The sequence below is a fragment of the Colwellia sp. MB02u-9 genome (genome assembly GCF_014077085.1).
Taxonomy (GTDB): domain Bacteria; phylum Pseudomonadota; class Gammaproteobacteria; order Enterobacterales; family Alteromonadaceae; genus Cognaticolwellia.
Genome location: NZ_JACGVF010000099.1, coordinates 137,995 through 158,988, shown reverse-complemented (window position 1 = coordinate 158,988; position 20,994 = coordinate 137,995). Strand labels below are relative to the sequence as shown.

The following is a 20,994-nucleotide window of genomic DNA, read 5'->3' as shown; positions in this document are numbered from 1 at the left end:
TTAACTTGGCTCATTTGCAGAGAAATTTTCTGATAAATTTACGATGAATTTTGCCAAGAAATGTTTCTTTTATTGAGTTACAATTTAGCCAGTTAAATTTCCTTTAGATTTATGAGTAAAAAAATGATCACATTTAAAACAAGCTTAGGCGACATTAAAATTGAATTAGATTTTGATAACGCACCTGTTACCGCTAAAAACTTCCAACAATACGCTGAAGACGGCTTTTATAATGGCACAGTTTTTCACCGTGTTATTAAAGGTTTTATGGCGCAAGGCGGTGGTTTCGCATCAGGTATGGACGAAAAAGACAGCCGTGAATCAATTCAAAACGAAGCAAATAATGGTTTAAGCAATACCCGTGGTACTTTAGCTATGGCGCGTACCCAAGACCCACATTCAGCATCAGCACAATTTTTTATTAACTTAGCTGATAACGACTTCCTTAACTTTAAAAGTAAAGATGTGCAAGGCTGGGGTTACTGTGTATTTGCTAAAGTGGTTGAAGGTATGGACATTGTTGACAAAATGACTTTAGTTGATACCGGTCGTTCTGGCTATCATGACGACGTGCCAAAAGAAGAAATACTAATTGAAGAAACTATCGTAGCGTAATACTTAAATACGCACGTTAACGCCATGAGCGATATTTCTCACTTGAGCAATAAATCAGCTTTAACTTATTTTATTGCTGATTTACATCTTGCGCAAAACAGGCCCGATATAACGGCCTGTTTTTTAGCGTTTTTAAAAAACGAAGCACCTAAAGCACAAGTATTATATATTTTAGGCGATTTATTCGAATACTGGATTGGCGACGATGACGATAGCCTTTTTATTCTAGACATATCTCAAGCGATAAAAGCACTATCAGCACTTGGTTGTAAAATTTATTTTATTCATGGTAATCGTGATTTTTTATTAGGTAAACGTTTTGCTAAGCAATCCGGTATGCAACTATTACCCGAGGTCACCTTAATAGACTTATATGGTAAGCCTGTGATTATTATGCACGGTGATACCCTTTGTACTCGCGATGTTAGCTATCAGGCTTTTCGTAAAAAATCACGTAGTTGGTGGTGGCAAGCGATGATCAAAAGCTTACCTTTATTTGTTCGACGAAAAATTGCTAATAATTATCGTGACCAAAGTGCGACAGCCACAGCGATGAAATCACAAGACATTATGGATGTTACGCCCAGCGAAGTTCTTCAGTGTTTAGAGCAATACCAAAGTCAGATTTTGATCCACGGCCATACGCACAGACCTGCGGTACATGAAATAAAAGCCAACAAAAAAGCAGCAAAGCGTATTGTACTGGGTGATTGGTACGAGCAAGGTGCTTGGCTTAAAGTCACGCCTGATAGCATGGAATTAATGGACAGCCCATTTGAGCTAAATAAGTCATAAGCGCTTTTTCTGAGCACATTTTATCAGCCTACTAGTGGTGATTTAAGTAAAAAATCACCCTGTCTAACTCTACTTATTACCCTAAATATCGTCACGCTTGCACCATCGATGCCCATGGAAGTATTAATGCCGTGGCATCATATTTTCACATGAATGTAAGTTATTAGCCTAATGCCGGCACAATGACCTCAATGGCTAATAGCGGCCCTATGATCTTGGCATACCATTCATCTTGAATATAAAAAAGTGCCTGAATTTTCACTCAGGCACTTTCATTCAAGCACTTTCATTCAGGCACTTCATTAATAAAGCTAATAACTACCTAGGGTTGATCACGACTTAGGCATTTGGCTACTTACCCAGTCATTCACTCTTCGCTCTAATATCGCTAATGGCATAGCACCGCCACCAAGCACGGTATCGTGGAAGCCTCGAATGTCAAAACGATCACCGAGTGTTTGTTGAGCATTTTCACGTAAGGCTAATATTTTCAGCATGCCAATTTTATAGGCGGTTGCTTGACCAGGTAGCACTAAATATCGACGCACTTCAGAAACAATAGCTTCTTCAGCAATAGGTGTTTTTTCTTTAAAGTAAGCAATAGCTTGCGCTTCAGTCCAGCCTTTTGCATGTAAACCCGTATCAACCACCAAACGGACGGCGCGCCACATTTCATTCACCAGTCGACCAAAATCAGAAAAGTCATCTTGATAAGCGCCCATCTCTTTCGCTAGCAATTCAGCATATAAACCCCAACCTTCGCTATAGGCAGTAAAGTTAGCTTGCCGACGAAACTGTGGCACTGATGTTAGCTCTTGTGCGATGGAAATTTGCATATGATGGCCCGGATTACCTTCATGGTAAGCCACGCCTTCCATTTCATTTTTTGGCATGGCTGACATATCAGATAAATGCGCATAATAAACCCCTGAACGACTACCGTCTGGCGTACCTGGGTTATAATGTTGAGCCGCGCCATCTTGTTCTCTAAAGGCTTCTACGCGCTTAACCACTAAATCAGCCTTTGGCAACAGGCCAAAGTATTGGGGTAGTTGCTCATTAATAAAACCTAAATAAGCTTCAGTATCACTAATATAACCTTGTCGCCCTTCGTCAGTATTCGGATAAAAAAACTGTTCATCCGTTTTGATATAATTAAAAAACGCGGGTAAGTCGCCTTCAAAACCAACACGGTCTTTAATCGCGATCATCTCATCGGTGATACGCGCGACTTCTTTAACACCAATGTCATAAATTTCATCAGCAGATAATTCAGTGGTTGTTGAAGCGCCAATCATATAATTATAAAATGCTTGACCATTTTTTTGTGATGAAACGCCTGTTGGGTTACTCACTGTGTTGACTATGTCACTTTCAAACCAGGCAATTAACGCTTGGTAACTTGGTAAAAAGGCTTCAAGCAGTTGCTTTTTCGCGTCTGACTCTAAAGTTTTTGCTTGTGCTGCCGTAATTTTTTTAGCGTCAACTAGCGTTTTAATTTTTTTCTGAGCATCTAGCCAAAGTGGCGAATCACTTGCGCTTTTTGCATTTGAAAATGGACGACCCGTAATCAAATTACCTGCCTGTTCAATAACACCTTCGTAAGCAAATTTTGGTGGCCGTGTACCTAACGCAGCATTTTCTTTTGCTCGCAGCAATAATTGACTAATTGCCGTACTAATACCGCCAATACGTTTGATATATGCCTGCATATCGCTTAACTCATCAACACGATGAAAGTTAATTAAAAACTGCGCGGCAAAGGCTTGAATGCCATTGAATTGAGTAAAGATATAATTGTTATTGTTAAACTTTTGACCGGCTTTAGCTTGTTCATACTGATAAAGCCAAATATCGTATGATATTTTAGCCTCGGCGGTTAATTTGTTGTAATCAAAATTAGCACTTAACTCAGCAACCGTTGCCGCTTGCCATGCCAATTGCTTTTGCTCAAAAGCTTCAGTCATATCATTGATTTGATCGTACTGCTCTTTTCGCCCTAAAAACGTCAACATGATTGGGTTGCTTTGCAGCTGCTCTTCATATTTAACCGCAAACCATTCATTTAATCGTTGCGACTCGCTAAGTTTATTTTGTTCAACCGGTTGAATTACCGACACTTCGGTCGGTGCTTGAATGGACTTTTGTGTTGAACTATTAGGTTGGCAGGCAGACAAACAGGCCACAGCTCCAACTAATGCAATTATAGTGCGCATCAATTATTTTCCTTATTATTGTATTTTATATAAATATCATATTCATAGGCAGCGCATTAAAACGCCTGTTAGCAGTCTAGCGAGTTATGGTGAGAATTAAAAATTTTATCCGACATTATTGATCATTGGGTAGGTATAAACCCTACAACCGAAAATATATAATAGGGTAATAGGGTTTTAATTATTCACTGTAATAGATGGGATTTTTCGGTAACGATTGCCTTTAGTCATTATTGAGCAAGTTAAACAGCTAAGGTGGTTTTCGCCACTAAAATGATGGTGCACCGCTATGAAATTTAAAATCATTATCTGGGCTGATGATTAATTGGCTTTCTACCTCAGCAAAGTAAGCAATACGACTATCAACTTTGTCACTTTGTTCTGGGCCTGAGATTTCTTTTGCCAGTGTTAGGTAGTCTTGATAATGTCGCGCTTCAGAACGAAGTAAAGAGATATAAAAGTCGCCCAAGCGTTTATCAACCAATGGCGCCAGCATAGCAAAACGTTCACAAGATCTTGCTTCAATATAAGCTCCAACAATTAATTTGTCGATAAGTGCATCAGGTTCGAAGGTTTTAACGTGCTTTAACATGCCTTTAGCATAGCGACATGGGGTAATACTACGATATTCAACACCGTATTCATCCATAATTTCTAAGACCTGATAAAAATGATGCAGCTCTTCTTTTATTAACAAGACCATTTTATCAATCAAACTTTGCCCATAAGGAGAATTTGCTTTTGGGATCACTGATTTTGTCAGTTTATTTTTAGTTGCTAATGAACGCCAATCACCTTCTCGCTTGTATATTAGGGTTTCAAAAGGTTGTAACCAAGCTAATAATGCATCCCCACTGGCTTTATCAACCACATATTTTCGGATGAAAAACATCGCAGATTGTGCGGCTTTAAGCTCGCATATCAGGTGATCAATTAACAGAATCGATAAGTTTTCTTTTTTCGCCGCTTCATCAAGCCATGCTTGTGGTGTTTCACATTTTAAGAATGACTTGATTGGGGCTAAAAGTTTTTCTGTGGTCACAGGTAAGGTATCTCGCTATAGGCTTAGAAATCATGACTATTTCATCATGAATTTATGAGTGGGAATATTGGTAAATCATGGAGTGAATTTTCTCTCTGTAACAAACCATACAAGGGCTAACTCGCCGCCATTAAGATATGTTATGTGCATACTTCTAGCGTAGAGTAGGTATTTAACGTGACTAAAATATATTGACTAGGCTTGTTTCAACAACTCTGCTTGCGCGTTATTTAGTGTGAACTTTCATATAGTAGTTTCATACCAATAAAGCCGTTTAGCTATTTTGCTGGGCTATAAAATCTAAAGAGTGTTTATTAAACACATCTGGGCTCTCAACATTACAGACATGGCCGCATTGATGAATGGTATGTAATAAACTATTTTTGTGTCGCTTAACCATCTCTTTTACCGGCTCTAGAAACATATGGTCTTCTTTACCCATAATATAAAGAATAGGTATGTCGATTTCCTTCTCTTTGAAGTAGCGCATTAAAGGGTTAACATCCATGGCTAATTTGAACCAACGAATAAATTCTTTCTGGCACAAACGCTTAGCTTCGCGAACAAATAAATGACGAGATTCTTTATGGCGTTTTTTCGGCATCATAATAAAAGCAAATAAACGGTACAACCACATATAGGGTAAGCAATGTTTAAAGGTATTGCCCAAATAAACTAAAATATTACTGCGCACGTTAAAACGTGTAATAGCACCACCTAAAACCATACTTGATACGTACGTTGGTGCAATTTCAGCTATGTTACGAATGATAATAGTGCCTAACGAAATGCCAACAAAATGTGCACAAGCAATATTATTATGATCTAAGACATCAATAATATCTTCAGAGACTTTATTAAAAGAATAATGACTGCCGACAAAGCTTTTGACTAACTGATTTGATTTTCCATGGCCTCGAAGGTCCAACAAGAGCACATTATGCTGTTGTTGGAACGCTCTGATCTGACGAAACCATACCGCAGAACTACCACCAGCTCCATGGACAAAAACCACCCATTCTTTACTTGTTTTATGTGGATAAATAGTATGAAAAAGAATTGGTTTTATCATTACTGCAAGTGACCTGTTATATATACAAATTTAATATCGACGAGTATAACTAATTTAAAAAAAAATCGCTCAAATACCTACTGATGTGATGAGGCATCTGGTCTTAAGTAGGCAATATCGTCTTCATCATCAGCATGAAAGTCGTAACCGCCATCAAAGTCACCATTCAACTCATTGGCAACAGTGATAGGTAGCTCTAATATTTCTTGTATATAAACAGCGATATTTTCTTGCTGGTGAATAATACCCTTGAGTTCAGTAAAATCCAATAAAGCTAGCGCTTGAAGATCACTTTTGGTTAATAGTGATAACTTTTCAGTAAAGCTAAGAATACAAGACTCTATTTTAATCAGCACTCGCTCTTTTTCTGTACTCAAAAGGTAAGTCGTTAACTGTTGATATAAGCTATGGGTAAAGGTCTTTTTATCAGAATCGATCAGTAATAATGCAATAGCGCTGTTAAGAAATCGTTGTAATTCAAATTTCAATACCTCTTCATCACTATCAATGAGTATGGTGCTAGCGCAATAGCTCGCAGCAATAGTTTTATAGACTTGTAAAAGCTTAGCACTTTGATAGCCTTCATTTACTAACGCGGCATGCATAAGGCGAATATCTGAGGTGTCATTAATCGCTAAAGCATAGGAAAAAATAGAAATACTGTCGAAATATGACGCTGATATGGTTTTTAACTGAGCATACTTTGCCCAGCCGGCCCTAAAGCAGTAAACGACACCATGGGTTTTTAGTATCGCCTTTGCTTGCTCAGTATCGTTATCACAAAGTTCTAATAAACCTAAGTTACTCATGCCTAATACAATTTCACAGCCTTTTTTTATTTGATCGGCATAAATTATTGAGAGATTATCAGAGGCTATCCTCAACGACATATCAATTAATTGTTGTTTGGTTTTACGGATAAATTCGGCGGTAAAATAGCCGTCATTTTCACCATCTTTTAATACTAAAAGTAAAAAAGGATGATTTCTTAACTTTGCAATGGTCATTGATGGATCCCAATCAATTAAAGCGGTTGCTATTGGTGAGCTTGGCTTAAGCTTTTGTCTTTATCTCTGCTGGCGCTTGTTTTATGCCAAACAATAAAGAATCTCTCTTGATTATGCTAGGTAAACGACAAACAACGTTAGCCGGGTAAATAGCCCCGAGCCTTTGCAGATAGTTTAAAAAGCTTAAGCTTAAATTTTTCATTGTTTATTAGAGCAACCCAACAATATTTTCAATCTCTAATTGATGGGTTTTTGTTGTCCAAAGCTGAAGTTCAATCTTCAATCTTCAATAGTCAACAGGCTCTAAATACAATATTTATACATTACAGTGGCGCGAACATATCGTCGGTGTCCATTTCAAGGGCTGTAACGCGATGTTTATTGGCATTTTGTTTTAGCGAGTTTTCAATATTCTCAAGTGTACCATTGCTGCTAACTGTCATCACTTCACGATAAGCTTCTTCGCTTAGTGTTTTTATTTTCATTAACAGTTCTTCAAGGCTGCCTGATGTTTGTTCTTCATCTTCTTCTAATTCAGAAAAATCGTGACCGATAAAGGGTAACGATAAATATAAAAGACCAAAATCGTCTTCCACAATAGCTTTTAATACTTCTAATTGTTTTTCTTCATCATCAGAGGAGAGAAATATTTGTGTTAATAAACTGTGTGCTTCTGTTTGCGCACAAAACACATGGTCTTCATCGATATTTTGCCAGTATGAGGGTTCAACGTTTAATAGTTGTTTAATTGAATCTGCATCCATTAACCAGGTGGCAATAGAAGGTATGGTAGCATCATGCTCTCGCACAATTTTAGCTACGGTTAAAATATCCATCTCTGTTAGTACCGCAAGCATTTTCTCATCGCCTTGTTCAGAGGCAATCGCTTCTAGTGAGGTGCCGGCACGTCGACCACTCAGTTGTGCTTGTTCAATAATGTCGCTAGCAAGAATTAATGCATTTTTTGTCAAGGTCATTCCTTAAAACTGATATCTATTGAGTAATGAATAAAATTTTTATTTTGTTCAATGCAAATTTTATAAAATCTATTGTTTATCGCCTTAGTAATTCTCATCATAGTCATTATATTCATCATCTGTGACTTGATCGTCTTCATCTTCTTGCGTTCTTAAAGGTGTCGCATCATAGCGGTTATAAAAATGAATCAATAAAACAGCAATTTTTAGGTCTTGTTCTGCATGCGTCATTATCTCAGTAATACAAGTTCGAGCATCTGTGTGTACTCCAACAAAAGGTTTTACTTCATCCCATGAAGGCTCAGGGGTAAAACAAATTTTTTCTAGGCTTTTACTGTCAATTTTAATTTTAGTTGATATCGCCATCGCTAATTGATCAACCATGCCAGTAAATAATAATGGCATTTGCTTTAATTGTTCGAAGAGCGTCGCGACATAGTTTGATAATAAGTCAGGATTTTCAGGATCAGCTAACGAGGTCATATTCTCTAAATACAGAGAAAAATCATCGGTTAAATAATCAGGAATATTGGTTTCTGATGACATTCTTTATTTCCTAATGGAGAGGCTAATTGAGAAACTCATGTAAAGCTTAATAACTACCTAACTTAAAGCGCTTTGCCAAAAGGAGTCAGCAATTTCTCGAGGATCAGTGATAACGGTATAGTTATTTTTTAAATATAAAGATCGTTTTTTTGGATCCGCAATAACATCATAAGCTTGCTGAATTAATTGAAATTTTTCTTTAGCTTCAACACTATCATTTCTGTCTGGATGATATTTATTAGCGAGTTTTCGATAAGCTTTTTTAATCTCTAAGGTGGTCGATACTCTACTAACACCTAACTGTTCAAAATAATCCATAAACCTTCAATTACCTTTTACTAGACCACATAAAATAACGGTTACCACAATAGCGCCAATTTTACCTTGACAGTTATATTATTAACACCATTATGTTTACTTATTTATTGTTTGATCGTCAGATATTAATGGCTATTAATTTTAACTGATTATTTTTCAGCAGTTTAATCGTTTTTACTAAGCTGCTACTCACCACAGCTTATATTTCAACGCCCGGCTATCTTGATAAACGATTTTCGCAACAACTTACCTGCCTGCTATGGCAATAAAGAGTAACTTTGCTTTGGAATTAATCAATTATCGACGTTTAAATAACTCAATAATAATTCATTTTTACTAATAACTATTCAAAGATAGCGTTAAAAGTCAGCAATTAGCTAAAATAAAGTGGCACTATTTGTTATAATATTTCCTTAACAAGTTAACCTGACGAACTTATTTTTAACAAAAACATAGTGAATACCACAATGAAACAAACTGACGCTGAATCACTAACAAATAAACACCAGGCACTTACTCATAGTGAGCAAAAAACTGTGCTCTCACATGTGCAGCGTGAAGTTGACCATTGGTACCTAAATACCATTATGCTAAAGGGTATTGATGTACCTTTTAAGTATCGTAGAAAAAAACTTTATAAGTCGTTACACAACCAACAGGTCAATATTACCTATTATGCCACTAAAGAAACGGTTGCAGGTTTTGAACTTGAAGTCATGAAGATTGTGCGCATTAAAGTCTGCTAATTAAAGTCTGCTAATTTGTCTAAAAGACAAATTAGCAGACTGATAGATGGCTAAAGAAATATATTTACGTCTAAATATCAAACAAGCCTTGACGAATCCCTCTTCATCTTACATAAATAGCATATCAACAATAAAAAAAATAACGTTGATTTAAAGTCAGGTCGCAGATTTTTACTTATATCTGCAATATTTTGGGCTACAGTACAGAGAGAGGTACATAACATGATCTTAAATCATATCTGGGGGCTTTATACTGCACCTAAAAAAGAATGGCAAACTATTGAGAAGCGTCACGAGAGCTTAACCTATTCTATGGTGCATATTCTCACCATAGCCTTAATTCCCGCCATTTGTGGCTATTATGCTACTGCACACATTGGCTGGGCAATAGGCGCAGGCGATCCGATTCGATTGACTGAATCAAATGCAATCTTTATGTCAATCGCTATGTATATTGGTTTAATTATAGGTGTACTTTCCCTAGCCGTTTTAATTCAATGGATGGCAAAAACCTTTGATTCAACACCAAACTTCACCCAGTCATTAGAACTAGCCGCCTACGCAGCAACACCTTTATTGATGGTTGGTTTAGCTGCGCTATTTCCAGTGCTTTGGTTTGTAACTCTAGCCGGGTTAGCCGCGCTGTGTTACTCGGTATATCTGCTTTATTCAGGTGTACCCATTATGATGAATATACCTGAAGAAAAAGGCTTTATTTATTCAAGCTCTGTTGTAACTTGTGGTCTAGTACTGATTGTGGCACTCATGGCAGCAAGTGCTATCGTTTTTAGTTCTGGCTTAGGCGTTGAATATATTAGCTAACAACACAGAATAAACATCGTCGTGCGTTCACAGCTATGTGATCACGACATACCCTTTTTCTTGAACATAAAAAAACCGCTTAATTAGCGGTTTTTTAATATCAAAGATTTAGTATTTAAAATTTAGGTAATTATTCTGAACCTTCATTATGCATATCAATAATTGAGTCAGCATTTTTATCAGAGGTTTCTTTAGTGTCGTTATTGCGCAAAGCGTCTAATCGGTCTAAATAGCTTTGATCTATGTCCTTAGTGACATATTCGCCATTAAAAACTGAGGTTTCAAATTCAGTAATATCTGGATTTTGTATTGAAACAGCCGCAACCAAATCTTCTAGTGTTTGAAAAATCAGTTTATCTGCACCGATAAGCTCGCAGATATCGTCCAGTTCACGACCATGAGCAATTAACTCATTAGCACTTGGCATGTCAATGCCGTAAACGTTAGGGAAACGAATCTCTGGTGCAGCTGAAGCAAAATACACTTTTTTAGCACCGGCGGCACGAGCCATCTCAATAATTTGTCCTGACGTTGTGCCACGTACGATAGAGTCATCAACTAACAAAACATTTTTGCCCAAAAACTCTGTACCAATGGCATTAAGCTTGCGACGTACTGATTTTTTACGCAGTTCTTGTCCTGGCATAATAAAAGTACGGCCAATATAACGATTTTTAACAAAACCTTGGCGATATGGAATATTAAGGTGACGGGCAATCTCTAATGCGGTATCACAAGAGGTTTCTGGAATAGGAATAACAACGTCAATATCGATGTCGTCCCATTCTTTGGCAATTTTATCACCCAGCTTTTTACCCATTTCAACACGAGAACCGTAAACTGAAATTTTGTCGATAGATGAGTCAGGACGAGCAAAATAGACGTATTCAAAAATACAGGGATGAAATGATGGATTTTCAGCACATTGTTGGCTATGAATTTCACCCGATTCAGTAAAGAATATCGCTTCTCCAGGAGCAACATCACGCACAAACTCAAATTCGTTAGCATCAAGTGCTACCGATTCAGACGCCACCATATATTCAACACCTGATGATGTTTCGCGCTTACCAAATACCAAGGGACGAATACCATTAGGATCACGAAATGCCACCATACCGTAACCAATAATCAAGGCAACCGTAGCATAGGCACCACGTACACGTTTGTGAACATTGCTTACGGCTTTAAAAATATCACTTGGGTCTAATGTATGTTGCTCTGAGTTCTGTAGTTCGTGACCTAAAATATTTAATAATAATTCGGAGTCAGATGTCGTATTGACATGACGACGGGCTTCTCTGTTAAGCCATAACTTTAACTCTTCGGCATTAGTTAAATTGCCGTTATGCGCTAGAGAAATACCAAAAGGTGAGTTGGCATAAAATGGCTGCGCTTCTGATGAACTTGATGTTCCTGCCGTTGGATAACGAATATGACCAATACCCATATTACCTTGCAGACGTAACATATGGCGGGTATGAAAAACATCTTTCACCAAACCGTTACCTTTTCGCAATCTAAAGGTATCATCGTGAATAGTCACGATACCTGCTGCGTCTTGGCCACGATGCTGTAATACCGTTAAGCCATCATATAAAGCTGTAACAACGGGTGTTTTACCAACAATACCAACAATACCACACATGAATTTTTTCTCCGACGAACTAAGTTTAAATACTAAGCTAAAAAACTTGATGATTGTTTGAGATACTCAAAAAACCATTCAACTATTAATGTAAATTCTGGAACTAATTGTGAATTCTGCCACCATGCTCTAGATGACGCGGGCGTAAACGCATCCATAAAAAATAATACCGCAGCTATAATTAATACACCTCTTAACGCCCCGAATACGATACCCAGTACCCTATCGGTACCAGACAAACCGGTTTTGCTAACAAGTTGACCAATGATGTAATTAATAAGCGCACCTAATATTAAGGTGGAGATAAATAAAATGGTAATCGAGGCGGCGTTACGCAGCAGTTGATCAGAAATATTGGTGAGTTGGGTCGACAAGTTAACATAGAAGCTGCTAGCGACAAAAAAGGCGCTGATCCAGACAATTAATGAAACCGCTTCTTTGACAAAGCCACGCACTAAGCTAATTAAAGCTGAAATGCCAATGACAGCCAAAATGGTATAATCTATCCAAACCATAAATCGAATATTCTCATTGATTAGAGGCGCGCATTCTATCAGAAGGCGACTAGGATTTACTATTAATTTTATTATTTAGCTGGATAAAAGCGAGCCACTTTACCTTGCACATTAGTCAACTTTTTCAATGCCGGTAACTGTGCTTCCAAGGATGACTTGATCAATTCAGGTCCAATACACACCTTGGTCAAATTACCATTTTTAGTTTTAATAGGCTTAGTAAAGGCGGTGTAGCCGGCTTTTTGTAATTTACTGAGTAAGTCATCAACATTATTTTGATGACGAAAACTGCCCAATTGAATGACCCACGCCTGTTGAGGTATTGCTTTGCTAGGTGCTTTTTTTATGGTTTCAGTCACCAAAGTTTTTGCTGACGCGACTGCCGGCGCAGCTGAAAAATCAGGCTCTTTGGATAAAGTAGAGACGGTAACACCTTTTTCCTTAAGGGCTTTTGCTGAGTCGATAACACTTTGCTCGTCCAGGGCAAGCTCATCAGAAATAGACTCTACGGGTAAATTAGCCAGTTTTTCTTCTGGAAAGCTTTTTTTGGCTTGCAAAAAGTCTACCTGAGGTGTGCTTGGAATGGCCTCAAAGTTATCTTGGTAAGTTTTTTTGTCACCATCAAGTACATCAGGTAAAAATATGATGGCGATAGCTGCAACAATAATGGTACCCACTAAACGATTTTGAAATGGTGTAGACAAATTAGACTCCAAGCATGGCTAAACTAACAAACGTCTTATTTCAGCAACCGTATAGAAAGATCCGAAAACCAGAATAAGATCAGTTGCTTTTGCATTCTTTTTAGCCATTTTAAATGCCTGAGAGACATTGTCAAAACAATTCACCTTAGCCGGGTCTATTTCTGTAGCTTCAAGGATTTTTTTTGCTTCACAGCCTCTGTTAATATCAAGCGTACCTATATACCAATGCGCAACTTCTGGCAATAGTGGTGCTATGGTGTTGGTGATATCTTTATCTGCCAACATGCCTAGCACAGCATGAACCTTAGGATAGTTTAACTGCTGCAATTGTGCTGCTAAATATCGCGCCGCTTGTGGATTATGACCAACGTCTAAAATAACATCACAATCAAGAGTAAATTTTTCCATTCTCCCCGCGACTTTTGTTTGAGTAATAACCTGATTGATAAAGGCACTATCTAACGATAAACTGAGTTTATCCGCTAAAACACTCAACACCATAATCGCTGTTGCCACGTTGTCTTGGGGTATTTGGCAAGGAGTCAGTGCTGAAAAAACCTGGTGACTACTGCGCCAATGCCAAGTGTTATTATCGCCTTGTTCAACAGTAAATTTTTGCTCGCGAGAATACGCTATAGCACCAATATCGTTAGCGTGAGTGATTAATGAGCTAGGTGGATTAGTATCACCCACTACCACCACTTTATTTGCCCGCATTATGCCCGCTTTTTCGAAACCAATAGCTTCTCGCGTGTTACCCAAAAATGCTTGGTGATCTAAATCAATAGTGGTAATGACGGCAATATCGGCGTCGATCATGTTAGTCGCATCTAAACGTCCACCTAAGCCAACTTCTAGAATAATAACCTCGGGCTGTTCGGCCATTAAAACCAACAAAGCCGCTAATGTAGTGTATTCGTAGTAGGTTAGGCTAATATCGCCACGGGCGCTTTCTATAGTTTCAAAAGCACTCACGAGTGCCTTGTCACTCACTTCACAGCGATTAAGGCGCAAACGCTCATTAAAGCGCTCAATATGAGGTGAAGAGTAAACTGAACAAGTTAAGTTTTGTGCTAAAAATGCATTTTCTAGAAAAGCACAGGTAGTGCCCTTGCCATTAGTGCCAGCAACGGTAATCACCGTTGACCTAGGAAAAGCAATATTAAGATTTTTCGCCACAGCGGTAATACGCTTTAAGCCAAGCTCTATTTCGACTGAGTGAATGCTTTCTAAATAAGAAAGCCATTCAGTAAGATTTTTTCTTTGTGAATGGCTTTGAGTCATTTTTGACATGAGTTTACCGTTAGGCTGCTGGGCTATCTTGTCCCATAAACTTAGCAAGCATTCTTGCTAAAGTACTGCGCATTTCACGGCGGTCAACAATGATGTCAATCGCGCCTTTCTCTTTTAAGAACTCACTGCGCTGAAAACCTTCAGGTAGTTTTTCACGTACCGTTTGTTCAATAACGCGCGGGCCGGCAAAACCAATCAATGCTTTGGGTTCAGCCACGTTAATATCACCTAGCATCGCCAAACTTGCTGAAACACCACCCATAGTTGGATCGGTTAATACTGATATATAAGGTAAACCTTTTTCACTCATTTTTGCTAAAGCTGCACTGGTTTTTGCCATTTGCATTAATGAAAACAATGCTTCTTGCATACGCGCACCGCCACTAGCAGAAAAACAAACAAAAGGTACATTATTTGCTAAACAGTACTCAACACCTTTAACAAAACGAGCGCCAACAACAGACGCCATTGAGCCACCTAAGAAGCCGAATTCAAATGCAGCAACAACAATAGGTTGCCCATGTAATTCACCTCTCATAACCACCAAGGCATCTTTTTCACCGGTACTTTTTTTCGCAGCAGAAAGACGATCTTTATAGCGTTTTGAGTCTTTAAACTTGAGAATATCTTGTGCTTCAAATTCTTCACCTAGCTCGACTCGCTCGCCTTGGTCAAGAAAACCGTCAATGCGTTTACGTGCAGAAATTCGCATGTGATGATCACACTTTGGACAAACCGACATCTGTCGGTCTAACTCAATTTTATATAGAACCGCGTTACAGCTAGTACACTTACTCCAAACACCTTCTGGAATATTTCTTTTTTGTGTCGACTTTGCTTTTGGGAGAATCTTTTCAATCCAGCTCATAATATATTTTTGCCTATACACGAAAGATCTAATAATTGTTTAAAATACAATCACTAAATATAAAATTTTTGCTAATACTATGAATTAAACCATAGAACACCTATATAATTATAGGAAAAACTGGTCTGTTTACTTCTAATATTTGATTATAGTAAAAACAAGGGTCCTGGGTTGCGCTTTGGAATGCCAAACTCCTCAGGGTAATCAACATCAACAAAGTATAGTCCAGCTGATGGTGCTGTAATACCAGCAACACAACGATTTTTTGCTTCTAATACTTCTTTGAGCCAACTAACGGGTTTTAGTTCCTGACCTACTTTCATCAAACTACCGGCAATATTTCTCACCATATGGTGTAAAAACGCATTACCTTTAACATCAATAATAATAAACTCACCTTGGCGAGAAACATTACAATGATGCAAGGTACGGGTTGGAGAATGTGATTGACAATGCACGGTTCTAAACGACGTAAAATCGTGTTGACCCACCAAATATTGTGCGGCTTGATGCATTAAATTTTCATTAAGTGGAAAATGACAAAAGCTAATACCTGAACTTAAAATCGCTGACCGTAACCGATTGTTATTAATAATATAACGATACCGTCTAGCCGTTGCACTAAAGCGCGCATGAAAGTCATCATTAACCTCTTTCACCCAAGATACCGCAATATCTTTTGGTAGGTTAGTATTAACGCCTAGTGTCCAAGCAACATCTTTACGGACTTTATCAGTTTCAAAATGAATGACCTGATTAGTCGCGTTGACCCCAGTATCGGTTCGGCCTGCACATACTACCTCAATGGGTTCATTTGCTATTTTTGATAAAGCCTTTTCTAATGACTCCTGCACACTAATAACATTCTTTTGTCTTTGCCAACCGTAGTAGTTACTACCATCGTATTCTATGCCTAAAGCGTAACGCATTTTATCCTCCACTGCTAAGATCACGACATTATCTATTATTTTACTGATTATTACCAAGTGACTATTGGCTAATGACCAATAAAATAATGAATTATACTCATTTGATGAATTAAGTGAGCACCTTTTTCATGCAGAAAAATGGATAAATACCAGACATAAAATTTAATCAGTAGTTATTCTATGAACTTCCACTACTTATAAATTTTATAACGCCATAGTTTTTCATTTTAACCATTAAACATGAACAGCTAATTAATCAACTTAGTATTGATTCACTTGGCGCTATATTGAGGGCTTTTGGATGTGCGAAATAGCTCAAGCATATTTTTACTGGGCTTTATCTTCACAGTTGCTCTGCACATTCATATGGTTTATCTATTGGGCCATGATCAGTTTCTAATCAGCTTTAAGGTGAGTGTGTAAACGGCTATATGCCTGTTATTGATCTCATAAGATATTGATATGACGGTAGGACATTAGGAAAAAAATAAGCGGTTACCAAGCATGGCCTTTACCTACACAAAGTCTTGCCTACAGGTATTTAAGCTTAGTCTGAGACGATGAACCTAGGCCTACAATACGCGTGATTCTCGCAAAGTAATTGATGCAATGGCTCTGTCGATAAAAGGATCAAAAAAGGCTGCAAGTTGCAGCCTTTTTACCCAACTTAAAATACTACAGCTTAATTAGTCTTTTAGGTTGTCTAATAATTGCTGTGCATCAAGTTGTTGTTGTGCATCACCCTGTTTAATAACATCGAGTAAAATCACTTCGGCGTTATCGTCATCACCAATCTCAAGATACACCTTAGCCAAATCTAATTTTGCCGCAATACCATTGTCATCATCAATATCGTCTTCGGTGAGGTCACCTGAAAACTCAGGAAATTCACTCAAACCGACATCAATATTCATTTTTTCATAAGGTTCACTTGGCTCACCATCTGATAGACTATTAAATAACAAAGAATCTACAGAAATAAAATCTTTATCGGCAGTTTTGTTATCCACATTATCTTTTGTTGGCGCTATATCTTCCTCAACTGTCTCTAGGTCATCACCTATGTCAAAGTCGTCACCGATGTCAAAATCATCATTACCATTATCACTGGCAGGTTGACTACTTTCTTCTTCAATATTGGCCAATAAGTCATCAAAATCTAAGTTATCAAGCTCTTTCATACCATTAACTTCTTCAGCGTTGCTCTTTGTAGTTTTTTTAGCCGCGCTCGGTGCAGTGTCATCATGACCAGAGAGTAAATCAGCTAAGACATTGCTATCAGTAAAATCTGGTGATAATTCCACCATATCATCACTATCTTTTTCATCATTGAGCAAATTGGCTAAAGTTGATTCGTCGAAGTCGCCAGATGATGCTGGTAAGTCTTCTTCATCAGTAGCGCTGCTAGCTTGCTCTGCCGCTTTATTTTCAGTCTTTTCACTGAGTAAATCACTAGCCAATTCGTTATCAGAATCGCTATCAAATTCTTTATCAAATAATGTAGTATCAAGAATATCATCACCAATATCTAATGGTGCGTCACTCGCTTCAGGCGTTTGGTTGACTTCATCAATCACAGTGTCAATATCGAAATCAAAATCATCTGAAATTTCTTCGTTGTTAGCCGTTAAGTTTTCAGTTTGACTCTTTGTGTCAGTTTGACTATCTGTATTTGTACTTTTTTGCGGCTCAACAACCTCTGTTTCGTCAGTACTCTCATTCGATTGTTCACTAAAGTCTGTACCTAAAAATGATTGTACATATTCATCAGTAAAATTATTAATCAGTGCTATATTTTCATTATCCGATGGCGCTGAAGTAGCAATATCGTCGTTACTGATATTCTCACTTGCTAATGCTGTAGCCAGATTACTTGTTGTTGCAGTTGCATCAGGGTCTGATACTTCACTGCTAGCTTCTTCGCCCGTGTCATTTATTGAATCTAATAAAGCATCAATATCATCAGGGTCTGAGACTTCACCGCTAGCTTCTTCGTCTGTGTCATTTATTGCGTCTAACAAAGCATCAATATCATCAGGGTCTGATACTTCACTGCTAGCTTCTTCGCCCGTGTCATTTATTGAATCTAATAAGGCATCAATATCATCAGGGTCTGAGACTTCACTACTGGCATCTTCACCCGTGTCATTTATTGCGTCTAACAAAGCATCAATATCATCAGGGTCTGATACTTCACTGCTCGCTTCTTCGTCTGTGTCATTTATTGCGTCTAACAAAGCATCAATATCATCAGGGTCTGAGACTTCACTGCTCGCTTCTTCGTCTGTGTCATTTATTGAATCTAATAAAGCATCAATATCATCAGGGTCTGATACTTCACTGCTCGCTTCTTCGCCCGTGTCATTTATTGCGTCTAACAAAGCATCAATATCATCAGGGTCTGATACTTCATTGCTCGCTTCTTCGTCTGTGTCATTTATTGCGTCTAATAAGGCATCAATATCTTCAGGGTCTGATACTTCACTGTTCGCTTCTTCGTCTGTGTCATTTATTGCGTCTAACAAAGCATCAATATCATCAGGGTCTGATACTTCACTTGTCTTCGCGGCTAAGTTATCTTCTTCAACTTTTTGGTCATTGACTGGTAAAGTGTTACTTTGATCATTTATCGAGTCTAGCAGTGCATCAATATCATCGGGGCCTGATAGGTCATTAGTCTCTTCTGCTGCAGTATCTTCAACTTTTGGGTTATTGGCTGCTGACGTATCACTTTGATCATTTATCGAGTCTACCAATGCATCAATATCTTCGGGGGCTGATAGGTCATTAGTCTCTTCTGCTGCAGTATCTTCAACTTTTGGGTTATTGGCTGCTGACGTATCACTTTGATCATTTACCGAGTCTACCGGTGCATCAATATCATCGGGGGCTGATAGGTCATTAGTCTCTTCTGCTGCAGTATCTTCAACTTTTGGGTTATTGGCTGCTAACGTATCACTTTGATCATTTACCGAGTCTACCGGTGCATCAATATCATCGGGGGCTGATAGGTCATTAGTCTCTTCTGCTGCAGTATCTTCCACTTTTTGGTTTTTGGCTGCTGACGAATCAGTTTGATCATTTACCGAGTCTACCGGTGCATCAATATCATCGGGGACTGATACGTCATCAGTCTCTTCTGGTGCAGTATCTTCCGCTTTTTGGTTATTGGCTGCTGACGTATCACTTTGATCATTTACAGAGTCTAGCAGTGCATCAATATCATCGGGGGCTGATACGTCATTAGTCTCTTCTGCTGCAGTGTCTTTCACTTTTTGGTTATTGGCTGCTGACGAATCAGTTTGATCATTTATCGAGTCTTCTAATGTATCAGTGTCATCAGTGCTTGATACTTCACTTGTCGCTTCTGGTGCCGTATTTTCAGGGGCTGATACTTCACTTATATCTTCACTGGCGGTATCCAACAAAGCGTCAACATCTTCTGGCTCGTTCAGGGTTTCAGAGTTGTCACTTGCTGTTGACTCACTTTTCGTACTTTCAGCACTCTCAGCCAATAGACTATCTAATTCACTTTGATCAATTTGGTCTGAATCAAGCTTTGTATTATCGTCCGTACTCGGTTCGTCTTCTAATCCTGCAAACAAGGAGTCTAAGTCGCCTTGGTCTAACTGACCACCTTCTAAGGCTTCACCTTCAACAATGTCATCATCTAAAGAAATAGTTTCCGAGTCATTGTCTAAAGAAATATCTTCGAGCTCGTCTAAATCATCTAAGTCATCGGAAAATAAATCATTATCACCTTCATCATTCTCTGATAAATCCATTGATAATTCATCGTCGAGTGAAAGTTCATCAAGCGCTAATTCATCGTCTACACTTGTAGACTCTGGCTCATTTATCGGTTTGGTTGTCGGCTTAGTTGTCGGTTCAACGATTTTTTCTTTCTTTGTAGGCACAACATTTTCGCTACTAGCTTTACGTCGGTATAAAAAAGCTAAAAATGACAACACTAATATGGCAGGTAAGGTTGCCATTAACACAACAAACCATGTGCTTGACATCAAGCTACCTTCTTCGAGATCAGCTTTTTGTTTTTCTAATAATAAAGCTTGCTCTCTAGCTTCAGCTTTTGCCAGTAAAGCTTGTTGCAGTGAGATCATATCGTCCATCTGCACTTTTATTTCTTTGCTTTTAGCTACTTCGTTCTGCATAACGCCCAGTTGGTCAGTAAAGCTGGTAAGGCGTTGACGTAATGCTTCATTTTCTTTTAGTAGACTTTGTAAGCCATCGATTGAATCTAAAACATCATTCTGAATGGTGGCGAATCTTTGCTGTTGAGAACTGTCTATCGCCTGTAACTGCACATTGATTTCTGATTTAGCATCATCTAAGTCTTTTTTATTCACCGAGGTTTCTTCTGACGGCCGCACTTTGTTAGGGGCTATTTTGAGCACTTTCTTTTGCCAAGCTTTATCATCACTAACTGATTTTTGTTGTGCGCCTTCAGGGTTAATGGCTCTCATTGCTGCAATTGAGGGGATTTTTAAATACTGACCATTGATCATGTGATTTAAATTTTTATCTTTAAAAGAGTCAGGATTATTTTCATACAGTGCTTGCATCACTTGATAAACAGACAAACCCGAGTCTGGCCGCACTTGCAGCGCAATATTCCATAAAGTATCTTTGCCTACAATCGGGCCATAACGGTCATAAGGAAAAGCATCTGTCGATTGTGGGCCACGAATACGTATACCATCGTCAGCAGAAATAGGTAGACTAAAACAGCTAATGCTAATAATAAGTACCTGCCATAGGCACAGGCGTAACAATGTTTGCATTAAAATTTCCTATTTATAATAATTATGCGCCAATACAATGACGGGACCAAGCTATGAGGTTTTAGAGCAAAAATCATTC

General features: G+C 38.3%; 18 protein-coding genes. 4 read left to right on the top strand and 14 right to left on the bottom strand.

From position 1 onward, the window contains the following. Positions 1-123: 123 nt before the first annotated feature. Together H4J65_RS15625 and H4J65_RS15620 are read left to right on the top strand one after the other, a co-directional pair. A complete protein-coding gene (locus tag H4J65_RS15625; RefSeq protein WP_182136996.1) occupies positions 124-615 on the top strand; it encodes a peptidylprolyl isomerase in 492 nt (163 codons plus the stop codon). Between the two features lie 24 nt (positions 616-639). Beyond that, positions 640-1,410: a UDP-2,3-diacylglucosamine diphosphatase gene (locus H4J65_RS15620; protein ID WP_182198761.1), complete on the top strand. Its 771-nt coding sequence runs from the start codon at positions 640-642 to the stop codon at positions 1,408-1,410. 332 nt (positions 1,411-1,742) lie between these two features. On the opposite strand, the gene H4J65_RS15615 is transcribed toward H4J65_RS15620, so the two are convergent. From H4J65_RS15615 to H4J65_RS15585, 7 genes are all read right to left on the bottom strand, one after another. Continuing rightward, positions 1,743-3,626, bottom strand: a complete 1,884-nt coding sequence (locus tag H4J65_RS15615; protein ID WP_182198760.1) for a DUF885 family protein — start codon at positions 3,624-3,626, stop codon at positions 1,743-1,745. A 268-nt stretch (positions 3,627-3,894) separates the two neighbouring features. Further along, on the bottom strand, positions 3,895-4,668 hold the full coding sequence (locus H4J65_RS15610; protein WP_182198759.1) for a tRNA isopentenyl-2-thiomethyl-A-37 hydroxylase MiaE: 774 nt from the start codon (positions 4,666-4,668) through the stop codon (positions 3,895-3,897). A gap of 274 nt (positions 4,669-4,942) precedes the next feature. After that, on the bottom strand, positions 4,943-5,740 hold the full coding sequence (locus H4J65_RS15605) for an alpha/beta fold hydrolase (protein WP_182137000.1): 798 nt from the start codon (positions 5,738-5,740) through the stop codon (positions 4,943-4,945). 77 nt (positions 5,741-5,817) lie between these two features. Next, the gene (locus tag H4J65_RS15600; RefSeq protein ID WP_182184997.1) at positions 5,818-6,747 is read right to left on the bottom strand and encodes a DUF6178 family protein; all 930 of its coding nucleotides are present in this window, start codon (positions 6,745-6,747) and stop codon (positions 5,818-5,820) included. Between the two features lie 323 nt (positions 6,748-7,070). Then, on the bottom strand, positions 7,071-7,724 hold the full coding sequence (locus tag H4J65_RS15595) for a hypothetical protein (RefSeq protein ID WP_259363249.1): 654 nt from the start codon (positions 7,722-7,724) through the stop codon (positions 7,071-7,073). A gap of 84 nt (positions 7,725-7,808) precedes the next feature. Then, positions 7,809-8,270, bottom strand: a complete 462-nt coding sequence (locus H4J65_RS15590; protein ID WP_182198758.1) for a hypothetical protein — start codon at positions 8,268-8,270, stop codon at positions 7,809-7,811. A 57-nt stretch (positions 8,271-8,327) separates the two neighbouring features. Continuing rightward, positions 8,328-8,588 (bottom strand): DnaJ domain-containing protein, encoded by a 261-nt coding sequence (locus H4J65_RS15585; protein ID WP_182137004.1) that lies wholly within the window; start codon positions 8,586-8,588, stop codon positions 8,328-8,330. Positions 8,589-9,055: 467 nt separating this feature from the next. Here H4J65_RS15585 and H4J65_RS15580 point away from each other — a divergent pair, with 467 nt between their 5' ends. Next, entirely contained in the window at positions 9,056-9,334 is a 279-nt protein-coding gene (locus H4J65_RS15580; RefSeq protein WP_182198757.1) for a hypothetical protein, read from the top strand. A gap of 222 nt (positions 9,335-9,556) precedes the next feature. After that, the gene (locus H4J65_RS15575; protein ID WP_182137006.1) at positions 9,557-10,156 is read left to right on the top strand and encodes a Yip1 family protein; all 600 of its coding nucleotides are present in this window, start codon (positions 9,557-9,559) and stop codon (positions 10,154-10,156) included. Positions 10,157-10,286: 130 nt separating this feature from the next. On the opposite strand, the gene purF is transcribed toward H4J65_RS15575, so the two are convergent. The 7 genes from purF to H4J65_RS15540 all read right to left on the bottom strand — a co-directional run bounded on the left by purF (position 10,287) and on the right by H4J65_RS15540 (position 20,915). Next, complete coding sequence (purF, locus tag H4J65_RS15570; protein WP_182137007.1) at positions 10,287-11,804, bottom strand: amidophosphoribosyltransferase; 1,518 nt, start codon at positions 11,802-11,804, stop codon at positions 10,287-10,289. A gap of 32 nt (positions 11,805-11,836) precedes the next feature. Beyond that, a complete protein-coding gene (locus H4J65_RS15565; RefSeq protein ID WP_182137008.1) occupies positions 11,837-12,319 on the bottom strand; it encodes a CvpA family protein in 483 nt (160 codons plus the stop codon). A gap of 71 nt (positions 12,320-12,390) precedes the next feature. Next, positions 12,391-13,023 carry an SPOR domain-containing protein gene (locus H4J65_RS15560; protein ID WP_182184993.1) on the bottom strand — a complete coding sequence of 211 codons (633 nt, stop codon included), beginning with the start codon at positions 13,021-13,023 and terminating at the stop codon, positions 12,391-12,393. An 18-nt stretch (positions 13,024-13,041) separates the two neighbouring features. Further along, entirely contained in the window at positions 13,042-14,316 is a 1,275-nt protein-coding gene (gene folC / locus H4J65_RS15555) for a bifunctional tetrahydrofolate synthase/dihydrofolate synthase (RefSeq protein ID WP_182184992.1), read from the bottom strand. Between the two features lie 10 nt (positions 14,317-14,326). After that, positions 14,327-15,184 (bottom strand): acetyl-CoA carboxylase, carboxyltransferase subunit beta, encoded by an 858-nt coding sequence (gene accD, locus H4J65_RS15550; RefSeq protein ID WP_182137011.1) that lies wholly within the window; start codon positions 15,182-15,184, stop codon positions 14,327-14,329. A 146-nt stretch (positions 15,185-15,330) separates the two neighbouring features. Further along, complete coding sequence (truA, locus tag H4J65_RS15545) at positions 15,331-16,113, bottom strand: tRNA pseudouridine(38-40) synthase TruA (RefSeq protein WP_182137012.1); 783 nt, start codon at positions 16,111-16,113, stop codon at positions 15,331-15,333. 686 nt (positions 16,114-16,799) lie between these two features. Next, a complete protein-coding gene (locus H4J65_RS15540) occupies positions 16,800-20,915 on the bottom strand; it encodes a FimV/HubP family polar landmark protein (protein WP_182198756.1) in 4,116 nt (1,371 codons plus the stop codon). Between the last annotated feature and the right edge of the window lie 79 nt (positions 20,916-20,994).